Annotated in this window: 14 protein-coding genes; all 14 read right to left on the bottom strand. The window is 61.1% G+C overall.

The window, feature by feature from the left end:
• Window positions 1-149: 149 nt before the first annotated feature.
• The 14 genes from ACMFWR_RS07515 to ACMFWR_RS07450 all read right to left on the bottom strand — a co-directional run bounded on the left by ACMFWR_RS07515 (window position 150) and on the right by ACMFWR_RS07450 (window position 14783).
• A complete protein-coding gene (locus ACMFWR_RS07515; RefSeq protein WP_413194373.1) occupies window positions 150-671 on the bottom strand; it encodes a DUF1178 family protein in 522 nt (173 codons plus the stop codon).
• A 14-nt stretch (window positions 672-685) separates the two neighbouring features.
• Window positions 686-1279 carry an NUDIX domain-containing protein gene (locus tag ACMFWR_RS07510; protein ID WP_413194372.1) on the bottom strand — a complete coding sequence of 198 codons (594 nt, stop codon included), beginning with the start codon at window positions 1277-1279 and terminating at the stop codon, window positions 686-688.
• Window positions 1280-1352: 73 nt separating this feature from the next.
• On the bottom strand, window positions 1353-1649 hold the full coding sequence (locus ACMFWR_RS07505) for a DUF2818 family protein (protein WP_413194371.1): 297 nt from the start codon (window positions 1647-1649) through the stop codon (window positions 1353-1355).
• Window positions 1650-1668: 19 nt separating this feature from the next.
• Window positions 1669-3132, bottom strand: coding sequence for an NADH-quinone oxidoreductase subunit NuoN (gene nuoN, locus ACMFWR_RS07500; RefSeq protein WP_413194370.1), 1464 nt, complete (start codon window positions 3130-3132; stop codon window positions 1669-1671).
• A 21-nt stretch (window positions 3133-3153) separates the two neighbouring features.
• Complete coding sequence (locus ACMFWR_RS07495) at window positions 3154-4635, bottom strand: NADH-quinone oxidoreductase subunit M (RefSeq protein ID WP_413194369.1); 1482 nt, start codon at window positions 4633-4635, stop codon at window positions 3154-3156.
• A 13-nt stretch (window positions 4636-4648) separates the two neighbouring features.
• On the bottom strand, window positions 4649-6721 hold the full coding sequence (nuoL, locus tag ACMFWR_RS07490; RefSeq protein WP_413194368.1) for an NADH-quinone oxidoreductase subunit L: 2073 nt from the start codon (window positions 6719-6721) through the stop codon (window positions 4649-4651).
• A 24-nt stretch (window positions 6722-6745) separates the two neighbouring features.
• On the bottom strand, window positions 6746-7051 hold the full coding sequence (nuoK, locus tag ACMFWR_RS07485) for an NADH-quinone oxidoreductase subunit NuoK (protein ID WP_413194367.1): 306 nt from the start codon (window positions 7049-7051) through the stop codon (window positions 6746-6748).
• Between the two features lie 11 nt (window positions 7052-7062).
• Complete coding sequence (locus ACMFWR_RS07480) at window positions 7063-7728, bottom strand: NADH-quinone oxidoreductase subunit J (RefSeq protein WP_413194366.1); 666 nt, start codon at window positions 7726-7728, stop codon at window positions 7063-7065.
• A gap of 99 nt (window positions 7729-7827) precedes the next feature.
• Window positions 7828-8319, bottom strand: coding sequence for an NADH-quinone oxidoreductase subunit NuoI (nuoI, locus tag ACMFWR_RS07475; protein WP_413194365.1), 492 nt, complete (start codon window positions 8317-8319; stop codon window positions 7828-7830).
• A 13-nt stretch (window positions 8320-8332) separates the two neighbouring features.
• Window positions 8333-9397, bottom strand: coding sequence for an NADH-quinone oxidoreductase subunit NuoH (gene nuoH / locus ACMFWR_RS07470; RefSeq protein ID WP_413194364.1), 1065 nt, complete (start codon window positions 9395-9397; stop codon window positions 8333-8335).
• Complete coding sequence (nuoG, locus tag ACMFWR_RS07465) at window positions 9397-11724, bottom strand: NADH-quinone oxidoreductase subunit NuoG (protein ID WP_413194363.1); 2328 nt, start codon at window positions 11722-11724, stop codon at window positions 9397-9399. Before nuoG ends, nuoH begins: the two co-directional genes overlap by 1 nt.
• Window positions 11725-11736: 12 nt before the next feature.
• Window positions 11737-13041: an NADH-quinone oxidoreductase subunit NuoF gene (gene nuoF / locus ACMFWR_RS07460; RefSeq protein WP_413194362.1), complete on the bottom strand. Its 1305-nt coding sequence runs from the start codon at window positions 13039-13041 to the stop codon at window positions 11737-11739.
• A complete protein-coding gene (gene nuoE / locus ACMFWR_RS07455; RefSeq protein WP_413194361.1) occupies window positions 13038-13514 on the bottom strand; it encodes an NADH-quinone oxidoreductase subunit NuoE in 477 nt (158 codons plus the stop codon). Before nuoE ends, nuoF begins: the two co-directional genes overlap by 4 nt.
• A gap of 15 nt (window positions 13515-13529) precedes the next feature.
• Window positions 13530-14783: an NADH-quinone oxidoreductase subunit D gene (locus ACMFWR_RS07450; RefSeq protein WP_413194360.1), complete on the bottom strand. Its 1254-nt coding sequence runs from the start codon at window positions 14781-14783 to the stop codon at window positions 13530-13532.
• Window positions 14784-14785: the final 2 nt, after the last annotated feature.

Raw genomic sequence — 14785 nt, 5'->3', positions numbered from 1 at the left:
TCCGGACTCAGCGAGTCACGGATCAACAATCAGGTGCGACAACACGCAATCTTTCGAGAAACGAGCGCTATACGGGCTTCAGAAAATTCGGAAAGGTTTGGGCGATCTGACAGATCAGGTTGCTGCCAGGCGCAGCCAACCGTAGCGGATCACTGCAAAGGACCATCCAGCGCGGAAGGAATCGCCAGGGACACGACTTCGATCCCCTCTTCCATCAGCTCCTGACGCTCCTCAGGCGTCGCGATCCCGCGAATGCCGCGCGCCGGTGCTTCTTCGTAGTGAATCTTGCGCGCCTCTTCGGCGAAGCGATCGCCGACATTCTCGGTCTTCGAAATCACTTCACGCGCGAACTCGAGGTAACGGCGTTCGAGTTCCTGGAGGATTTCCGGTGCGATGCCTTGACCTGCCGTCGACGAAGGTGCGGTCGCAGGCGTAGCTGCCCCTGCGGTCCCCGCAGTCCCCTTACCCGACTTCGCCGGTGCAATATCCTCGGGCGCCGTCGCTCCCGACAAATTGAGCCGCGGTGCCGAAGGCAGCTTGCCGATCGAGATCGAGCCGCAGACCGGGCACTCGATCATGTGCTTCGCAAGCTGCTCCGTGTAGTCGGCGTCCGAGCCGAACCAGCCTTCGAATCGATGGTCGCCGTCGCAGCGCAGGTCAAATACTTTCATGGCAGATCACACACTCAGACAGCCGGCGCACCCAGCGGCCACGAGCCGTTCTGGATCTTCTCGAGCCAGAAGGTGCTGATGATGGTCTTCACATCCGTGATCGTGCCCGAGCGAATCCAGTCGAACATCTGGTCGATATCGGTCGTGAACACATCGAGAAACTCGTGCTCGTCGAGGTTCTGCTCGCCTGCGGTCAGACCGCGTGCGAGAAACAGATCGATAAACTCGGTCGAATACGAAAAGACCGGGTTGATCCGCGTAATGAAGAAAAACTCGTCGGCCGAATAGCCGGTTTCTTCCTTGAGCTCACGACGCGCGCACGTCAGCGAATCCTCGTTCGGATCCAGCTTGCCCGCGGGGTACTCGATGACGACCTTCCCCACCGGATAGCGGAACTGGCGTTCCACGACCACGCGACCGTCGTCGAACACGGGCAGCACCATCACCGCGCCGGGGTGAACGATGTATTCGCGGGTCGCCTCGGCACCATCAGGCAGCCGCACACGGTCACGCCACACATCGAGGAACGTGCCCTTGTGGACCTGTTGTCCGTCGATACGCGTTTCAGTCAGCGCGGCGTCATCCGCGCGAGAAAGATCATCTGCCACAGCGCGACTCCCTAGGGCTCAGCGAATACGGATCGGTGAAGAAGAACCGCTGAAGAAGGATCAATACAGCGGATCAGCGAAACTTGACGAGATAGCGAACGGTGTAGCCGGGAAACGCAAACACGAGGAACAGGCAGGCAGTGATCGCATAGAACTGCCACTCCTGCTGGAACATATTCCCGGCCTGCGCCTCGAGCGCCTTGCCCACCGCGCCGATGACGAAGTAATAGACGATGAGTTCCGCAAGGCGCCACCAGGCGCTCTTGCGGCCGCCGTTGAGCGGAATCACGCACAGCAGGCGCTGGTTCACGAACGGAAGGTTGGCGAACACGACAGCCAACAAGACGATAAACCAGCCTGCTGCGGACATACGCTACGACACCTGCAAATCAGGGCGTCAGCTGGTGAACGGCCTGCAAGCAGACGTTCATCAGCGGGCCCGGAACGAGACCGAGGGCGATCACGAGGAAGCCATTGAACACGAGCAGCGCGCGTGCACCGCCGTATGCCGTGACCGGTTCTTCATCCGTGGGCGCATCGAAGTACATGATCTTGACGATACGCAGGTAGTAGAACGCGCCGAACACCGACGTGATCACTGCGAGCACCGTCAGCCACGTGAGGCCAGCGTTGACCGTTGCCTGAAGCACGGCAAGCTTCGCGTAGAAACCGACCGTCGGCGGAATACCTGCGAGCGAGAACATCAGCAGCAGCATCACGAACGCATAGATCGGATGACGCTGATTCAGGCCGCGGAGGTCGTCGATGTATTCGCACTCGAAGTCCTTGCGTGCGAGCAGCATGACGATACCGAACGTGCCGAGCGTCGTGATCAGGTAGATCACGCTATAGAACATCGCCGAGCTGTACGCACCTGCCGCACCGTCCGCCTTGCCGTCGACCACGCCCGAGAGCAGGCCCAGCAGGATAAAGCCCATGTTCGCGATGGCCGAGTACGCCAGCATCCGCTTGATGTTCTTCTGAACGATACCGGTGATATTGCCGATGATCAGCGACAACGCAGCCAGGATGACGAGCATCTGTTGCCAGTCGGCTGCGTACGGCAGCAGCGCGATCACGAGGAAACGCACACCCCATGCGAACGCCGCGACCTTCGGGCCACCGCCGGTCAGCATCGTCATCGCCGTCGGTGCGCCGTGATAGACGTCGGGCACCCACATATGGAACGGCACCGCACCCATCTTGAACGCGATGGCCGCGACCACGAAGATCACGCCGAACAGCACGACCGAGTTTTCAACACGGCCCGATGCGAGGATCTTGAAGACTTCGTTGAGGTCCAGCGTACCCGTCGCACCGTAGAGCATCGAGATGCCGTACAGCAGGAAACCCGATGCGAGCGCGCCCAGCACGTAGTACTTCATCGCCGCTTCGGTCGACTGCGCCGAGGTCGTACGCAGTGCGATCACCGAGTACAGCGACAGCGACATCAGTTCGAGACCGAGGTACAGCGTCAGGAAGTTATTGCCCGAGATCATGACGAGCTGACCGAGCAGCGAGAACATGCCGAGCAGGTAGAAGTCGCCGCGGAACAGCTCGCGGTCTTCGATGTACTTGCGTGCGTAGACGATCGAGGCCGCGTAGCCGACCGACACAAACGCCTTCATGACGTTCGCGAACGGATCGACGACATACATATTGCTGAAGAACAGCTGGCTATGACCGTCGAGCGCGTTGATCGCGTACCAGACTGCGGCAACCAGCGACGACAGCACCGCGATCCCGTAGGTCGTCTTGCGACCTTCCTGGCCAAAGAACAAGTCGTTGAGCCAGGCGACCACGACGGCCGCCATCAGCAGCGCGTCGGGCAGAATCAGATAAGTATTTTGCATGGTGTTGGGTCTCGTCCGATCTTATTGCAGCTTCGACTGCGCCACGTGCGAGAGCAGGTTCGAGACAGACTGGTGCATCGGGTCGGTGAAGTACTTCGGATACAGGCCCATGAACAGCGTCAGCAGACCCAGCACCATCAGCATCCAGAATTCGCGCGAACCGACGTCCACCAGTGCCTTCACGTGATCGTTGGCGATCGCGCCGAAGTGCACGCGCTTGTACATCCACAGCGAGTAGGCCGCGCCGAGAATCAGCGTGAACGTCGCGAGGAAGGCGATCCAGAAGTTGAACTTGACCGCAGCCAGAATCACCATGAATTCGCCGACGAAACCGCTGGTGCCCGGAAGGCCGCAGTTGGCCATCGTGAACAGCATCGCGAGCGCTGCGAACTTCGGCATCACGTTCACCACACCACCGTACTCGGCGATGTTGCGGGTGTGCATGCGGTCATACAGCACGCCGATGCAAAGGAACATCGCGCCCGACACGAAACCGTGCGAAATCATTTGCACGACCGCGCCTTCGACACCGAGCTGGCTAAAGATAAAGAAGCCGAGCGTCACGAAGCCCATGTGAGCGATCGACGAATACGCGACCAGCTTCTTCATGTCGGTCTGTACGAGTGCGACCAGACCGATGTAGATCACGGCGACCAGCGACAGCGTGATGACGACCGGCGCCAGGAAGTGGCTGGCGTCCGGTGCGATCGGCAGCGAGAAGCGCAGGAAACCGTACGCACCCAGCTTCAGCATGATCGCGGCCAGCACGACCGAGCCGCCCGTCGGCGCTTCCACGTGGGCATCCGGCAGCCACGTGTGAACCGGCCACATCGGAACCTTGACGGCGAACGCGGCAAAGAACGCGATAAACAGCAGCACCTGAGGCGTCATGGCGATCGGTGCCTTCGCCCATTCGGCGAGGTCAAACGTGCCCGTCGTCGAGTACAGGTACAGCAGCGCGACCAGCATCAGCAGCGAGCCGAACAGCGTGTAGAGGAAGAACTTGAACGCTGCGTACACGCGGTTCGCCCCACCCCACACACCGATGATGATGTACATCGGGATCAGCGTGGCTTCGAAGAACACGTAGAACAGCAGGCCGTCGAGCGCGACGAACACGCCGACCATGATCCCCGAGAGGATCAGGAAGGCGGCGAAGTACTGCGCGACGTTCTTCGTGATGACTTCCCAGCCGGCGATCACGACGATGATCGTGATGAACGCGGTCAGCACGACAAACCACATCGAGATGCCGTCGACGCCGAGGTGATAACTGATCTTGAAGCGTTGAATCCAGTCGGACTGCTCGACGAATTGCATCGCAGCCGTGCTGCTGTCGAAATGCGTGACCAGCGGCAGCGTCACGAGAAAGCCGAGCACGGAGCCGATCAGCGCGAGCACGCGCACGGTCCCGGGGTTGCGGTCACTACCGACCGCAAGGATCAGCACGCCGAAAACGATCGGCAGCCAGATCGCAATACTCAGAAGCGGAAAAGATTGCATTGTGTCCCTCGCCTTATTTTCCGCCGACTGTTACAAACAGCGTCAGGAGCGCCAGCATGCCGATGATCATCGCGAATGCGTAGTGGTAGATATAGCCCGACTGAATGAACCGCAGCACGCCGCCAAGCCAGCCGATCGCGCGAGCGCTGCCGTTGACGATGCCGTCGATGACCACCTGATCGCCCTCTTTCCACAGGCCACGGCCGATGGCCACGGCGCCGCGCGCGAAGACGACTTCGTTGATCTTGTCCATGTAGTACTTGTTGTCGAGCAGACGGTAGATGAACGGGAACCGTGCCGCGACCTTCGCCGGCAGTTCCGGGCGCTTCATGTAGAAGAACCACGCGACGATCACGCCGAGTGCGGCCAGGTACAGCGGCAGACCGGTCACCGACTTCAGGCCCATGTCGAGCCAGCCGTGGAACTCTTCGCCCATTTCCGACAGCGCCGGGTGGTTCGCGGCGATTTCGATGACCTTGTCGAACACGACACCGTGCGCGAAGTAGTCGCCGAACAGCATCGGGCCGACCGTCCATGCGCCGATGATGACCGACGGGATCGCGAGCAGCACGAGCGGCAGCCAGACAACCCACGGCGACTCATGCGGTTCGTGTGCATGGCCGTGGCCGTGGTCGTCATGACCGTGGCCGTGATCGTCGTGACCATGATCGTCATGACCGTGGTGCGCGTCACCATGCTGCGGATTGCGGAAGCGCTCTTCGCCGTGGAAGACCATGAAGTACAGGCGGAACGAGTACAGCGCCGTCACGAACACGCTGGCCGTGACTGCGAAGTACGCGAAGCCCGAACCCGGCAGATGCGAGAGCTTGACCGCATCGATGATCGAGTCCTTCGAGTAGAAGCCCGAGAAGAACGGCGTGCCGATCAGCGCGAGGTTACCGATAAGCATCGTGATCCACGTGATCGGCATGTACTTGCGCAGGCCGCCCATGTTGCGCATGTCCTGGTCGTGGTGCATGCCGATGATGACCGAGCCTGCGGCAAGGAACAGCAGCGCCTTGAAGAACGCGTGCGTCATCAGGTGGAACACGCCGACCGGGTAAGCCGATGCGCCGAGCGCGACCGTCATGTAGCCGAGCTGCGACAGCGTCGAGTACGCGACCACGCGCTTGATGTCGTTCTGCACGACACCCAGGAAGCCCATGAACAGTGCGGTGATCGCGCCGATGACCATCACGAACGACAGCGCGGCGTCCGACAGTTCGAACAGCGGCGACATGCGCGTGACCATGAAGATACCGGCGGTCACCATCGTTGCCGCGTGAATCAGTGCGGAGATCGGCGTCGGGCCTTCCATCGAGTCCGGCAGCCACACGTGCAGCGGGAACTGAGCCGACTTACCCATCGCGCCGATGAACAGGCAGATACAGGCGACCGTGATCAGGTTCCAGTGCGTGCCCGGGAACACCATGCTCGCCAGGTCCGTGCGATGTGCGAAGACTTCGCCGTAGTTCAGCGAGCCCGCGTAGGCCAGCACGAGGCCAATGCCGAGCAGGAAGCCGAAGTCGCCGACGCGGTTCACGAGGAACGCCTTCATGTTCGCGTAGATCGCCGATTCACGCGTGAAGTAGAAGCCGATCAGCAGGTACGAGACGAGACCCACCGCTTCCCAGCCGAAGAACAGCTGCAGGAAGTTGTTGGCCATCACGAGCATCAGCATCGAGAACGTGAACAGCGAGATATACGAGAAGAAGCGCTGGTAGCCCGTTTCTTCATCGGCCATGTAGCCGATCGTGTAGATGTGCACCATCAGCGACACGAAGGTCACCACGCACATCATCATCGCGGTCAGCGAGTCGACGAGGAAGCCGACTTCCATCTTGAGCGATCCGTTACCGAACGGAACGTTCAGCCATTCGTAGACGGTCGCGTTGTAGCTCGCGCCGCCGATCACGTCGAGCAGGACCATGAACGAAAGCACGAACGAAATCGCGACGCCGAGGATCGTCACGCTATGGGCGCCCTTCCGTCCGATCGTGTTGCCGAACAGACCGGCGATCAGCGAGCCGGCCAGAGGCAGGAGCGGGACCGCGAGCAGCAGGTTTTGGTTGAGTGTCGTTGCCATAACAGCTTGTGATTCGCCCTTGAATTAGCCTTTGAGCCGGTCCAGATCCTCGACGTTGATCGTGTCGAGGCTACGGAACAGCGTGACCAGGATTGCAAGGCCGATCGCTGCTTCAGCGGCCGCAACGGTCAGCACGAAGAACACGAACACTTGTCCGTGGATATCGCCGAGGTAGTGCGAGAACGCGACGAAGTTCGTATTGACGGCGAGCAGCATGAGCTCGATCGCCATCAGGATGATGATCACGTTACGACGGTTCAGGAAGATCCCGACGATGCTGATCGCGAACAGGATGGCACCCAGAACCAGGTAGTGCGGAAGAGAAACCATGGTGTCCTCGATCAGTTCGTCTGGCCTGCGCCGGTGTTGCCGGGCGCTGCGGGGTCATGGGCCGGGCTCGAAGCCGGTTCGACTTCAGCAGCCATCTTCACCACGCGCACGCGGTCCGAAGCACGCACACGCAGCTGGTCGCCGATGACCTGGCGCTTGCTGTCCTTGCCATGCTTGAGCGTCAGTGCGAGTGCCGCAATGATCGCCACGAGCAGCACGAGGCCGGCCACTTCGAACGCGAAGATGTAGTCCGTGTAGATCAGCTTGCCGATGATGCGGGTGTTCGACCAGTCAGACGCAGCGGCTGCAGCCTGCACCGGAGCGGCGACGCCGGCGTAGCCGTGCCACAGGATCAGCGCGGCTTCGATGACCATGATCGCGCCGATGATCGACGCGACCGGAACGAAGCGCTTGAAATCGCGGCGAAGGACATCAATATTGATGTCGAGCATCATGACCACGAACAGGAACAGCACCATCACGGCCCCGACGTACACGAGCACGAGCAGGATCGCGAGAAACTCGGCCTTCAGCAGCATCCAGATCGCTGCGGCGTTGAAGAACGACAGCACGAGGAACAGCGCGGACTGCACCGGATTCGGTGCAGTGATCACGCGCAGCGCGGAGATCACCAGGATCGCCGCGAAGATATAGAACAGGACGGTCGTGAATTCCATTTTTACCGGATCATCGTTGGACGGCTGCGCGGCAGCCGCCGGTGGATCGGAGTGTGCGATCCGCGAAGCCCTTGCCTCGCGGGACGCTGTTCAACCGCATCAACGGTACGGCGCGTCGGCCGCCTTGGCCGCAGCGATTTCCGTCTCGTAGCGGTCGCCGACCGCCAGCAACATGTCCTTCGTGAAGTACAGGTCGCCGCGCTTTTCTCCGTGGTACTCGAGAATGTGCGTTTCAACGATCGAGTCGACCGGGCAGCTCTCTTCGCAGAAGCCGCAGAAGATGCACTTGGTCAGGTCGATGTCGTAACGCGTCGTCCGGCGCGTGTTGTCGGCGCGCGTCTCCGATTCGATCGTGATCGCGAGCGCCGGGCACACGGCTTCGCAGAGCTTGCAGGCGATGCAGCGCTCTTCGCCGTTCTCATACCGGCGCAGTGCGTGCAGGCCGCGGAAGCGCGGCGAAATCGGGGTCTTCTCTTCCGGGAACTGAACGGTGATCTTGCGCGCGAACGTGTACTTGCCCGTCAGCGCCATCCCCTTCAGCAGTTCCGTCAGCAGGAAGGAATTAAAGAAACTCTTGATGGAAGAAATCATGATTCGTCCGTCCTTACTTCCAGATATTCCACGGCGACATCAGCCAGAAGCCGACGATCACGAGCCAGACAACCGACACCGGAATGAAAACCTTCCAGCCCAGACGCATGATCTGGTCGTAGCGATAACGCGGGAACGTGGCACGCACCCAGATGAAAATCGACAACAGCGCGAAGACTTTCAGAACCAGCCAGAAGATGCCGGGAATGAAATCGAGGAAACCGAACGGCGCCGACCAGCCACCCAGGAACAACGTCGCCGCGACCGCCGAGATGACGATCATGTTGATGTATTCGCCGAGGAAGAACAGCGCGAAGGCCATGCCCGAGTAATCGATCATGTGGCCCGCGACGATTTCCGATTCGCCTTCGACGACGTCGAACGGATGGCGGTTGGTTTCAGCGATGCCCGAGATGAAGTACACGCCGAACATCGGCAGCAGCGGCAGCCAGTTCCACGACAGGAAGTTGACGCCGAAGCTTGCGAAGATGCCGCGCTCTTGCGAGGCCACGATGTCCGACAGGTTCAGGCTGCCCGACGTCATCAGCACGACGACGAGCGCGAAACCCATCGCGATTTCGTACGACACCATCTGTGCCGCGGCGCGCATCGCGCCGAGGAACGCGTACTTCGAGTTCGATGCCCAGCCTGCGAGGATCACGCCATACACGCCGATCGACGAGATCGACATCACGTACAGCAGACCCGCGTTGATGTTGCCGAGCACGGCGCCGGCCTGGAACGGAATCACCGCCCAGACAGCGAACGCCGGGGCGACCACCATGATCGGCGCAATGATGTAGAGCCAGCTCGTCGACTTGGTCGGGCTGATCACTTCCTTGAGGAGCAGCTTGAGCACGTCGGCGATCGGCTGCAGCAAGCCGCCGGGACCCACGCGGTTCGGCCCGAGACGCACGTGCATCCAGCCGATCAGCTTGCGCTCCCAGAGGATCAGGTACGCCACGCACAGCAGGATGGCCACGGCGACCACCAGAATGCGGATCACCGTGAAGACCGGCAGCCACGCGACGCCGAGAGCCTGGCCCCCGGCGAGGTTGATTGAATCGTACAAGCTCATCAAGCCTTCTCCACCACCAGTTCACCGAACATGCCGCCCAGCTGCGCGGAGGCCGTCGTTGCAGCCGGCACACGAACCACGTTCGCCGGCAGGTTGTTGTCGAGCACCGCAGGCAGCGTCACCGACAGGTTGCCCTGACGGATGCGGACCGCGTCGCCATTCTTGAGACCCAGGCTTTCATACAGCTCGCCCGGCAGCGATGCGCGCACGGCCGCCTTCGCGGCTTGCGTGAGTTGCAGCGATTCAGCACGGCGAGCCAGCGCGTCGGCGTGGTAGATCGGCACGTCGGCGATACGCTCGACCGAGCCGTTGGCCGCGGTCTTGCCGAGTGCCGGCGTGACCGTCGTCGCGTTCGACAGGTTCGAAGCGATGTCCATCTGGCCGATCGCCGCGTCGCGAACCTGTTCCGACGAATCGAATTCGAAGCCCGGCAGCTCGAGCAGGTTGCCGAGCACGCGCAGCACCTTCCAGGCCGGACGCGTATCGCCAAGCGGACGCACGACGCCGTTGAAGCTTTGCGCGGTGCCTTCGGCGTTGATGAACGTGCCCGACGTTTCCGTGAACGGCGCGATCGGCAGCATGACGTCCGCGTATTCGGCACCGTGCTTGAACGGCGACAGCGAGACAACCATCTCGGCGCCCTTCAATGCCGCGAGTGCCTGTTGCGGATTCGCCGTGTCGTATTCGGCTTCGACGTTGAGCAGCACATACGCCTTGCGCGGTTGCTCGAACACTTGAGCCGCGTTCAGGCCACCGTTGGCCGGCAGTGCGCCGACGAGGTGTGCGCCGACCGTGTTGCCCGCTTCCGTCAGGAAGCCGAGCGACGCGCCCGTCGTTTCAGCGATGAACTGCGCCGCTGCGTGAATCAGCGAGAACTCGGGATGCTGAACGGCTGCGTTGCCCAGCAGCACGACACGCTTCTCACCACCGACGAGCGATGTCGCGGCTGCGCGCCCTGCTTCCGATGCCTTCGCATTGGCGAATGCGGCCGGAGCGGCGACGCCCTTCGCTTCCGCGACAGCGGCAGCGATACCGGCGAGTTCGGCGACCCATGCGGACGGCGCTGCAACGACCGTATGCGCGGTCGGGATCAGCGAGTCGTCGGCCGTTGCGTTGAGCAGGCTGATCTTCGCGCCGCTCTTCGCAGCCTGACGCAGGCGCGAAGCAAACAGCGCGTGATCGCGGCGCAGGAACGAGCCGATCACGAAGGCGGCATCGACTGTGCTCAGGTCAGCGATCGGCAGACCCAGCCACGGCGTACCGTTGAGGTTCGCGCTGAAGTCCGACTGACGCAGGCGGAAGTCAACGTTCGGCGTACCGAAGCCCGTTGCGAGATCCTTGAGCAGCGACAGTTCTTCGACCGTGGCGTGCGGCGTCGACAGTGCAGCGACGGCGTTTGCGCCATGTTCCGAACGGATGTTGCGCAGGCCGTTTGCGACGTATTCGAGCGCGGTCTGCCAGTCGACTTCACGCCATTCGCCGCCTTGCTTGAGCATCGGCTGCGTCAGACGTTCGTCGCTGTTGAGCGCTTCGTACGAGAAGCGATCCTTGTCCGAGATCCAGCATTCGTTGATCGCTTCGTTTTCGAGCGGCAACACGCGCATCACGCGGTTGTTCTTGATCTGGACGATCACGTTCGCGCCGGTGCCGTCGTGCGGGCTCACCGACTTGCGACGCGACAGTTCCCACGTACGGGCGCTGTAGCGGAACGGCTTGGACGTCAGCGCACCGACCGGGCACAGGTCGATCATGTTGCCCGACATTTCGGAATCAACCGAGTTGCCGACGAACGACGTGATTTCCGAGTGCTCGCCGCGGCCCAGCATGCCGAGTTCCATCACGCCGGCGACTTCCTGACCGAAGCGAACGCAGCGCGTGCAGTGAATGCAGCGCGTCATTTCTTCCATCGAGATCAGCGGGCCCACGTTCTTGTGGAACACCACACGCTTCTCTTCGCTGTAGCGCGACGACGACTTGCCGTAGCCGACTGCGAGATCCTGGAGCTGGCATTCGCCGCCCTGGTCGCAGATCGGGCAATCAAGCGGGTGGTTGATCAGCAGGAATTCCATCACGGACTGCTGAGCCTTCACCGCCTTGTCCGACTTCGTGCGCACGACCATGCCGGCGGAAACCGGAGTCGCGCAGGCCGGAACGGCCTTGGGCATCTTTTCGACTTCGACCAGGCACATGCGGCAGTTCGCCGCGATCGACAGTTTCTTGTGGTAGCAGAAATGCGGGATGTAGGTGTCCGTCTTGTGGGCAGCCTGGATCACCATGCTGCCTGCGGGCACCTCAACCTTCTTGCCGTCAATTTCGAGTTCAACCATGATCTATTCGACTCAGGCGAGTACTGCTTCGGCCGGCACGAGGCAATGCTTGTGCTCGACGTGATATTCGAATTCGTCCCAGTAATGCTTGAGCATGCCGCGCACGGGCATCGCCGCCGCATCGCCGAGTGCACAGATGGTCCGGCCCATGATGTTTTCCGCGACCGAGTTCAGCAGGTCGAGGTCTTCCTTGCGGCCCTGGCCGTGTTCGATACGATGAACGACGCGATACAGCCAGCCGGTGCCTTCGCGGCACGGCGTGCACTGACCGCACGATTCTTCGTAATAGAAGTACGACAGGCGCAGCAGCGAGCGCACCATGCAACGCGTTTCGTCCATGACGATGACCGCACCCGAGCCGAGCATCGAGCCGGCCTTCGCGATCGCGTCATAGTCCATGTCGGTCGCCATCATCATGTCGCCCGGCACCACCGGTGCCGACGAACCACCCGGGATGACTGCCTTGATCTTCTTGCCGCCGCGCATGCCGCCTGCGAGCTCGAGGAGCTTCGAGAACGGTGTGCCCAGCGGAATTTCGTAGTTGCCAGGACGCTCGACGTCACCGGAGATCGAGAAGATCTTCGAGCCGCCGTTGTTCGGCTTGCCCATCTCCAGGTACTTCTGCGGTCCGATCGCGAGCAGGAACGGCACGGCCGCGAACGTTTCGGTGTTGTTGATCGTCGTCGGCTTGCCGAACAGGCCGAAGCTCGCCGGGAAAGGCGGCTTGAAGCGCGGCTGGCCCTTCTTGCCTTCGAGCGATTCGAGCAGCGCGGTTTCTTCGCCGCAGATATACGCGCCATAACCATGGTGCGCATGCAGTTCGAACGAGAAGCCCGAGTTCTGGATGTTCGCGCCGAGGTAGCCCGCCTTGCGTGCTTCTTCAAGCGCGGCTTCGAAGCGTTCGTACACTTCCCAGATCTCGCCGTGGATATAGTTGTATCCGACGGTGATACCCATGGCGTACGCACCGATGGCCATGCCTTCGATGAGCGCGTGCGGGTTGTAACGAAGAATGTCGCGGTCCTTGAAAGTGCCCGGCTCGCCCTCATCTGAATTGCAGACGAGATACTTTTGCCCAGGGAACTGACGCGGCATGAAGCTCCACTTTAGGCCGGTCGGGAAGCCCGCACCGCCACGGCCACGCAGGCCCGACGCCTTGACGTCGGCAATGACCTGCTCGGGAGGAATCTTCTCCTCGAGGATCTTGCGCAGCTGCGCGTAGCCGCCGCGTGCGACGTAGTCTTCGAGGTGCCAGTTCTCGCCGTTCAGGCCGGCAAGGATCAGCGGATCAATATGGCGATCGTGCAAACACGTCATTTGGAAAGTTCCTCGAGCATCTGGTCGATCTTCTCGCGGCTCATGAAGCTGCACATCTTCGTGTTGTTGACGAGCAGGACCGGCGCATCACCGCAAGCGCCCATGCATTCGCCTTCTTTCAACGTGAACTTGCCGTCGGGCGTGGTTTCGTTGAAGTCGATACCGAGCTTTTGCTTGATGTAATTAGCTGCGTCCTCACCGCCCGAAAGCTGGCAAGGCAGGTTCGTGCAGACCGTGATCTTCGACTTGCCGACGGGCGACGTGTTGTACATCGTGTAGAACGTCGCGACTTCCTGAACGGCGATCGGCGGCATGCCGAGCTTGTCGGCAACCGCGGCAATCGCTTCAGGCGACAGCCAGCCGTGTTCGGCCTGTGCAATATGAAGCGCATGCATGACCGCAGACTGCTTCTGATCCGCGGGGTACTTCGCCACCGCGACATCGATTTTCTTAAGGGCTTCAGCAGAGAGCATTTTGAACCTTCAGTCTTAGCGGTCGACTTCGCCGAACACGATGTCCTGCGTACCGATGATCGTCACCGCGTCGGCAATCATGTGGCCCTTGGCCATTTCGTCGAGCGCCGACAGGTGGGCAAAGCCCGGGGCACGGATCTTCAGGCGGTACGGCTTGTTGGCACCGTCCGACACGAGGTAGATGCCGAACTCGCCCTTCGGGTGTTCGACAGCCGCGTACGTCTCGCCTTCGGGCACGTGGAAGCCTTCGGTGAAGAGCTTGAAGTGGTGAATCAGCTCTTCCATGTTCGACTTCATCGACACGCGCTTCGGCGGCGCAACCTTGTGGTTGTCGATCATCACCGGGCCCGGGTTCTTGCGCAGCCATTCGACGCATTGCAGCACGATGCGCGTCGACTGGCGCATTTCTTCCACGCGCACCAGGTAACGGTCATAGCAGTCGCCGTTCACACCGACCGGGATGTCGAAGTCCATCTTGTCGTAGACCTCGTACGGCTGCTTCTTGCGCAGATCCCATTCGATGCCCGAGCCACGAAGCATAGCCCCCGACATACCGAGCTGCAGCGCACGTTCGGGGCTTACCACGCCGATACCGACCAGACGCTGCTTCCAGATCCGGTTATCGGTCAGCAGGGTTTCGTACTCGTCGATGTGCGACGGGAAACGCTTCGCGAAGTCTTCGATGAAGTCGAGGAGCGAACCCTGACGGTTCTCGTTCATCTTCGACAGCGCTTTCGCATTGCGGATTTTCGACGCCTTGTATTGCGGCATCGAGTCAGGCAGATCGCGATACACACCGCCCGGACGATAGTAGGCCGCGTGCATCCGCGCGCCCGATACCGCCTCATAGACGTCCATGAGTTCTTCGCGCTCACGGAATGCGTAGAGGAACACGGCCATCGCGCCAACGTCGAGTGCGTGCGCGCCGATCCACATCAGATGGTTCAGCATCCGCGTCACTTCGTCGAACATCACGCGGATGTATTTCGCGCGCTCGGGAACATCGATACCGAGCAGTTTTTCGATGGCCATCACGTACGCGTGCTCATTGACCATCATCGACACATAGTCGAGACGGTCCATGTACGGCACGGACTGGATGAAGGTCTTGTTCTCGGCGAGCTTTTCGGTCGCGCGGTGCAGCAGGCCGATGTGCGGATCGGCGCGCTGGATCACTTCGCCGTCGAGTTCGAGCACGAGACGCAGCACGCCGTGAGCGGCCGGGTGCTGAGGGCCGAAATTGAGCGTGTAGTTTTTAATGTCAGCCATGG

Origin of the sequence: Pararobbsia alpina (assembly GCF_965118125.1) — a bacterium.
In the GTDB taxonomy this organism is placed as follows: domain Bacteria; phylum Pseudomonadota; class Gammaproteobacteria; order Burkholderiales; family Burkholderiaceae; genus Pararobbsia; species Pararobbsia alpina_A.
This window is presented reverse-complemented; position numbering and strand designations above follow the sequence as displayed.

Coding starts and splice junctions, on each gene's coding strand:
- nuoK (WP_413194367.1), bottom strand. CDS start 7,051: ATGGTTTCTCTTCCGCACTACCTGGTTCTGGGTGCCATCCTGTTCGCG.
- nuoI (WP_413194365.1), bottom strand. CDS start 8,319: ATGATTTCTTCCATCAAGAGTTTCTTTAATTCCTTCCTGCTGACGGAA.
- nuoN (WP_413194370.1), bottom strand. CDS start 3,132: ATGCAAAATACTTATCTGATTCTGCCCGACGCGCTGCTGATGGCGGCC.
- ACMFWR_RS07505 (WP_413194371.1), bottom strand. CDS start 1,649: ATGTCCGCAGCAGGCTGGTTTATCGTCTTGTTGGCTGTCGTGTTCGCC.
- nuoL (WP_413194368.1), bottom strand. CDS start 6,721: ATGGCAACGACACTCAACCAAAACCTGCTGCTCGCGGTCCCGCTCCTG.
- ACMFWR_RS07450 (WP_413194360.1), bottom strand. CDS start 14,783: ATGGCTGACATTAAAAACTACACGCTCAATTTCGGCCCTCAGCACCCG.
- nuoH (WP_413194364.1), bottom strand. CDS start 9,397: ATGAGCTTGTACGATTCAATCAACCTCGCCGGGGGCCAGGCTCTCGGC.
- nuoG (WP_413194363.1), bottom strand. CDS start 11,724: ATGGTTGAACTCGAAATTGACGGCAAGAAGGTTGAGGTGCCCGCAGGC.
- nuoE (WP_413194361.1), bottom strand. CDS start 13,514: ATGCTCTCTGCTGAAGCCCTTAAGAAAATCGATGTCGCGGTGGCGAAG.
- ACMFWR_RS07515 (WP_413194373.1), bottom strand. CDS start 671: ATGAAAGTATTTGACCTGCGCTGCGACGGCGACCATCGATTCGAAGGC.
- ACMFWR_RS07480 (WP_413194366.1), bottom strand. CDS start 7,728: ATGGAATTCACGACCGTCCTGTTCTATATCTTCGCGGCGATCCTGGTG.
- nuoF (WP_413194362.1), bottom strand. CDS start 13,041: ATGACGTGTTTGCACGATCGCCATATTGATCCGCTGATCCTTGCCGGC.
- ACMFWR_RS07495 (WP_413194369.1), bottom strand. CDS start 4,635: ATGCAATCTTTTCCGCTTCTGAGTATTGCGATCTGGCTGCCGATCGTT.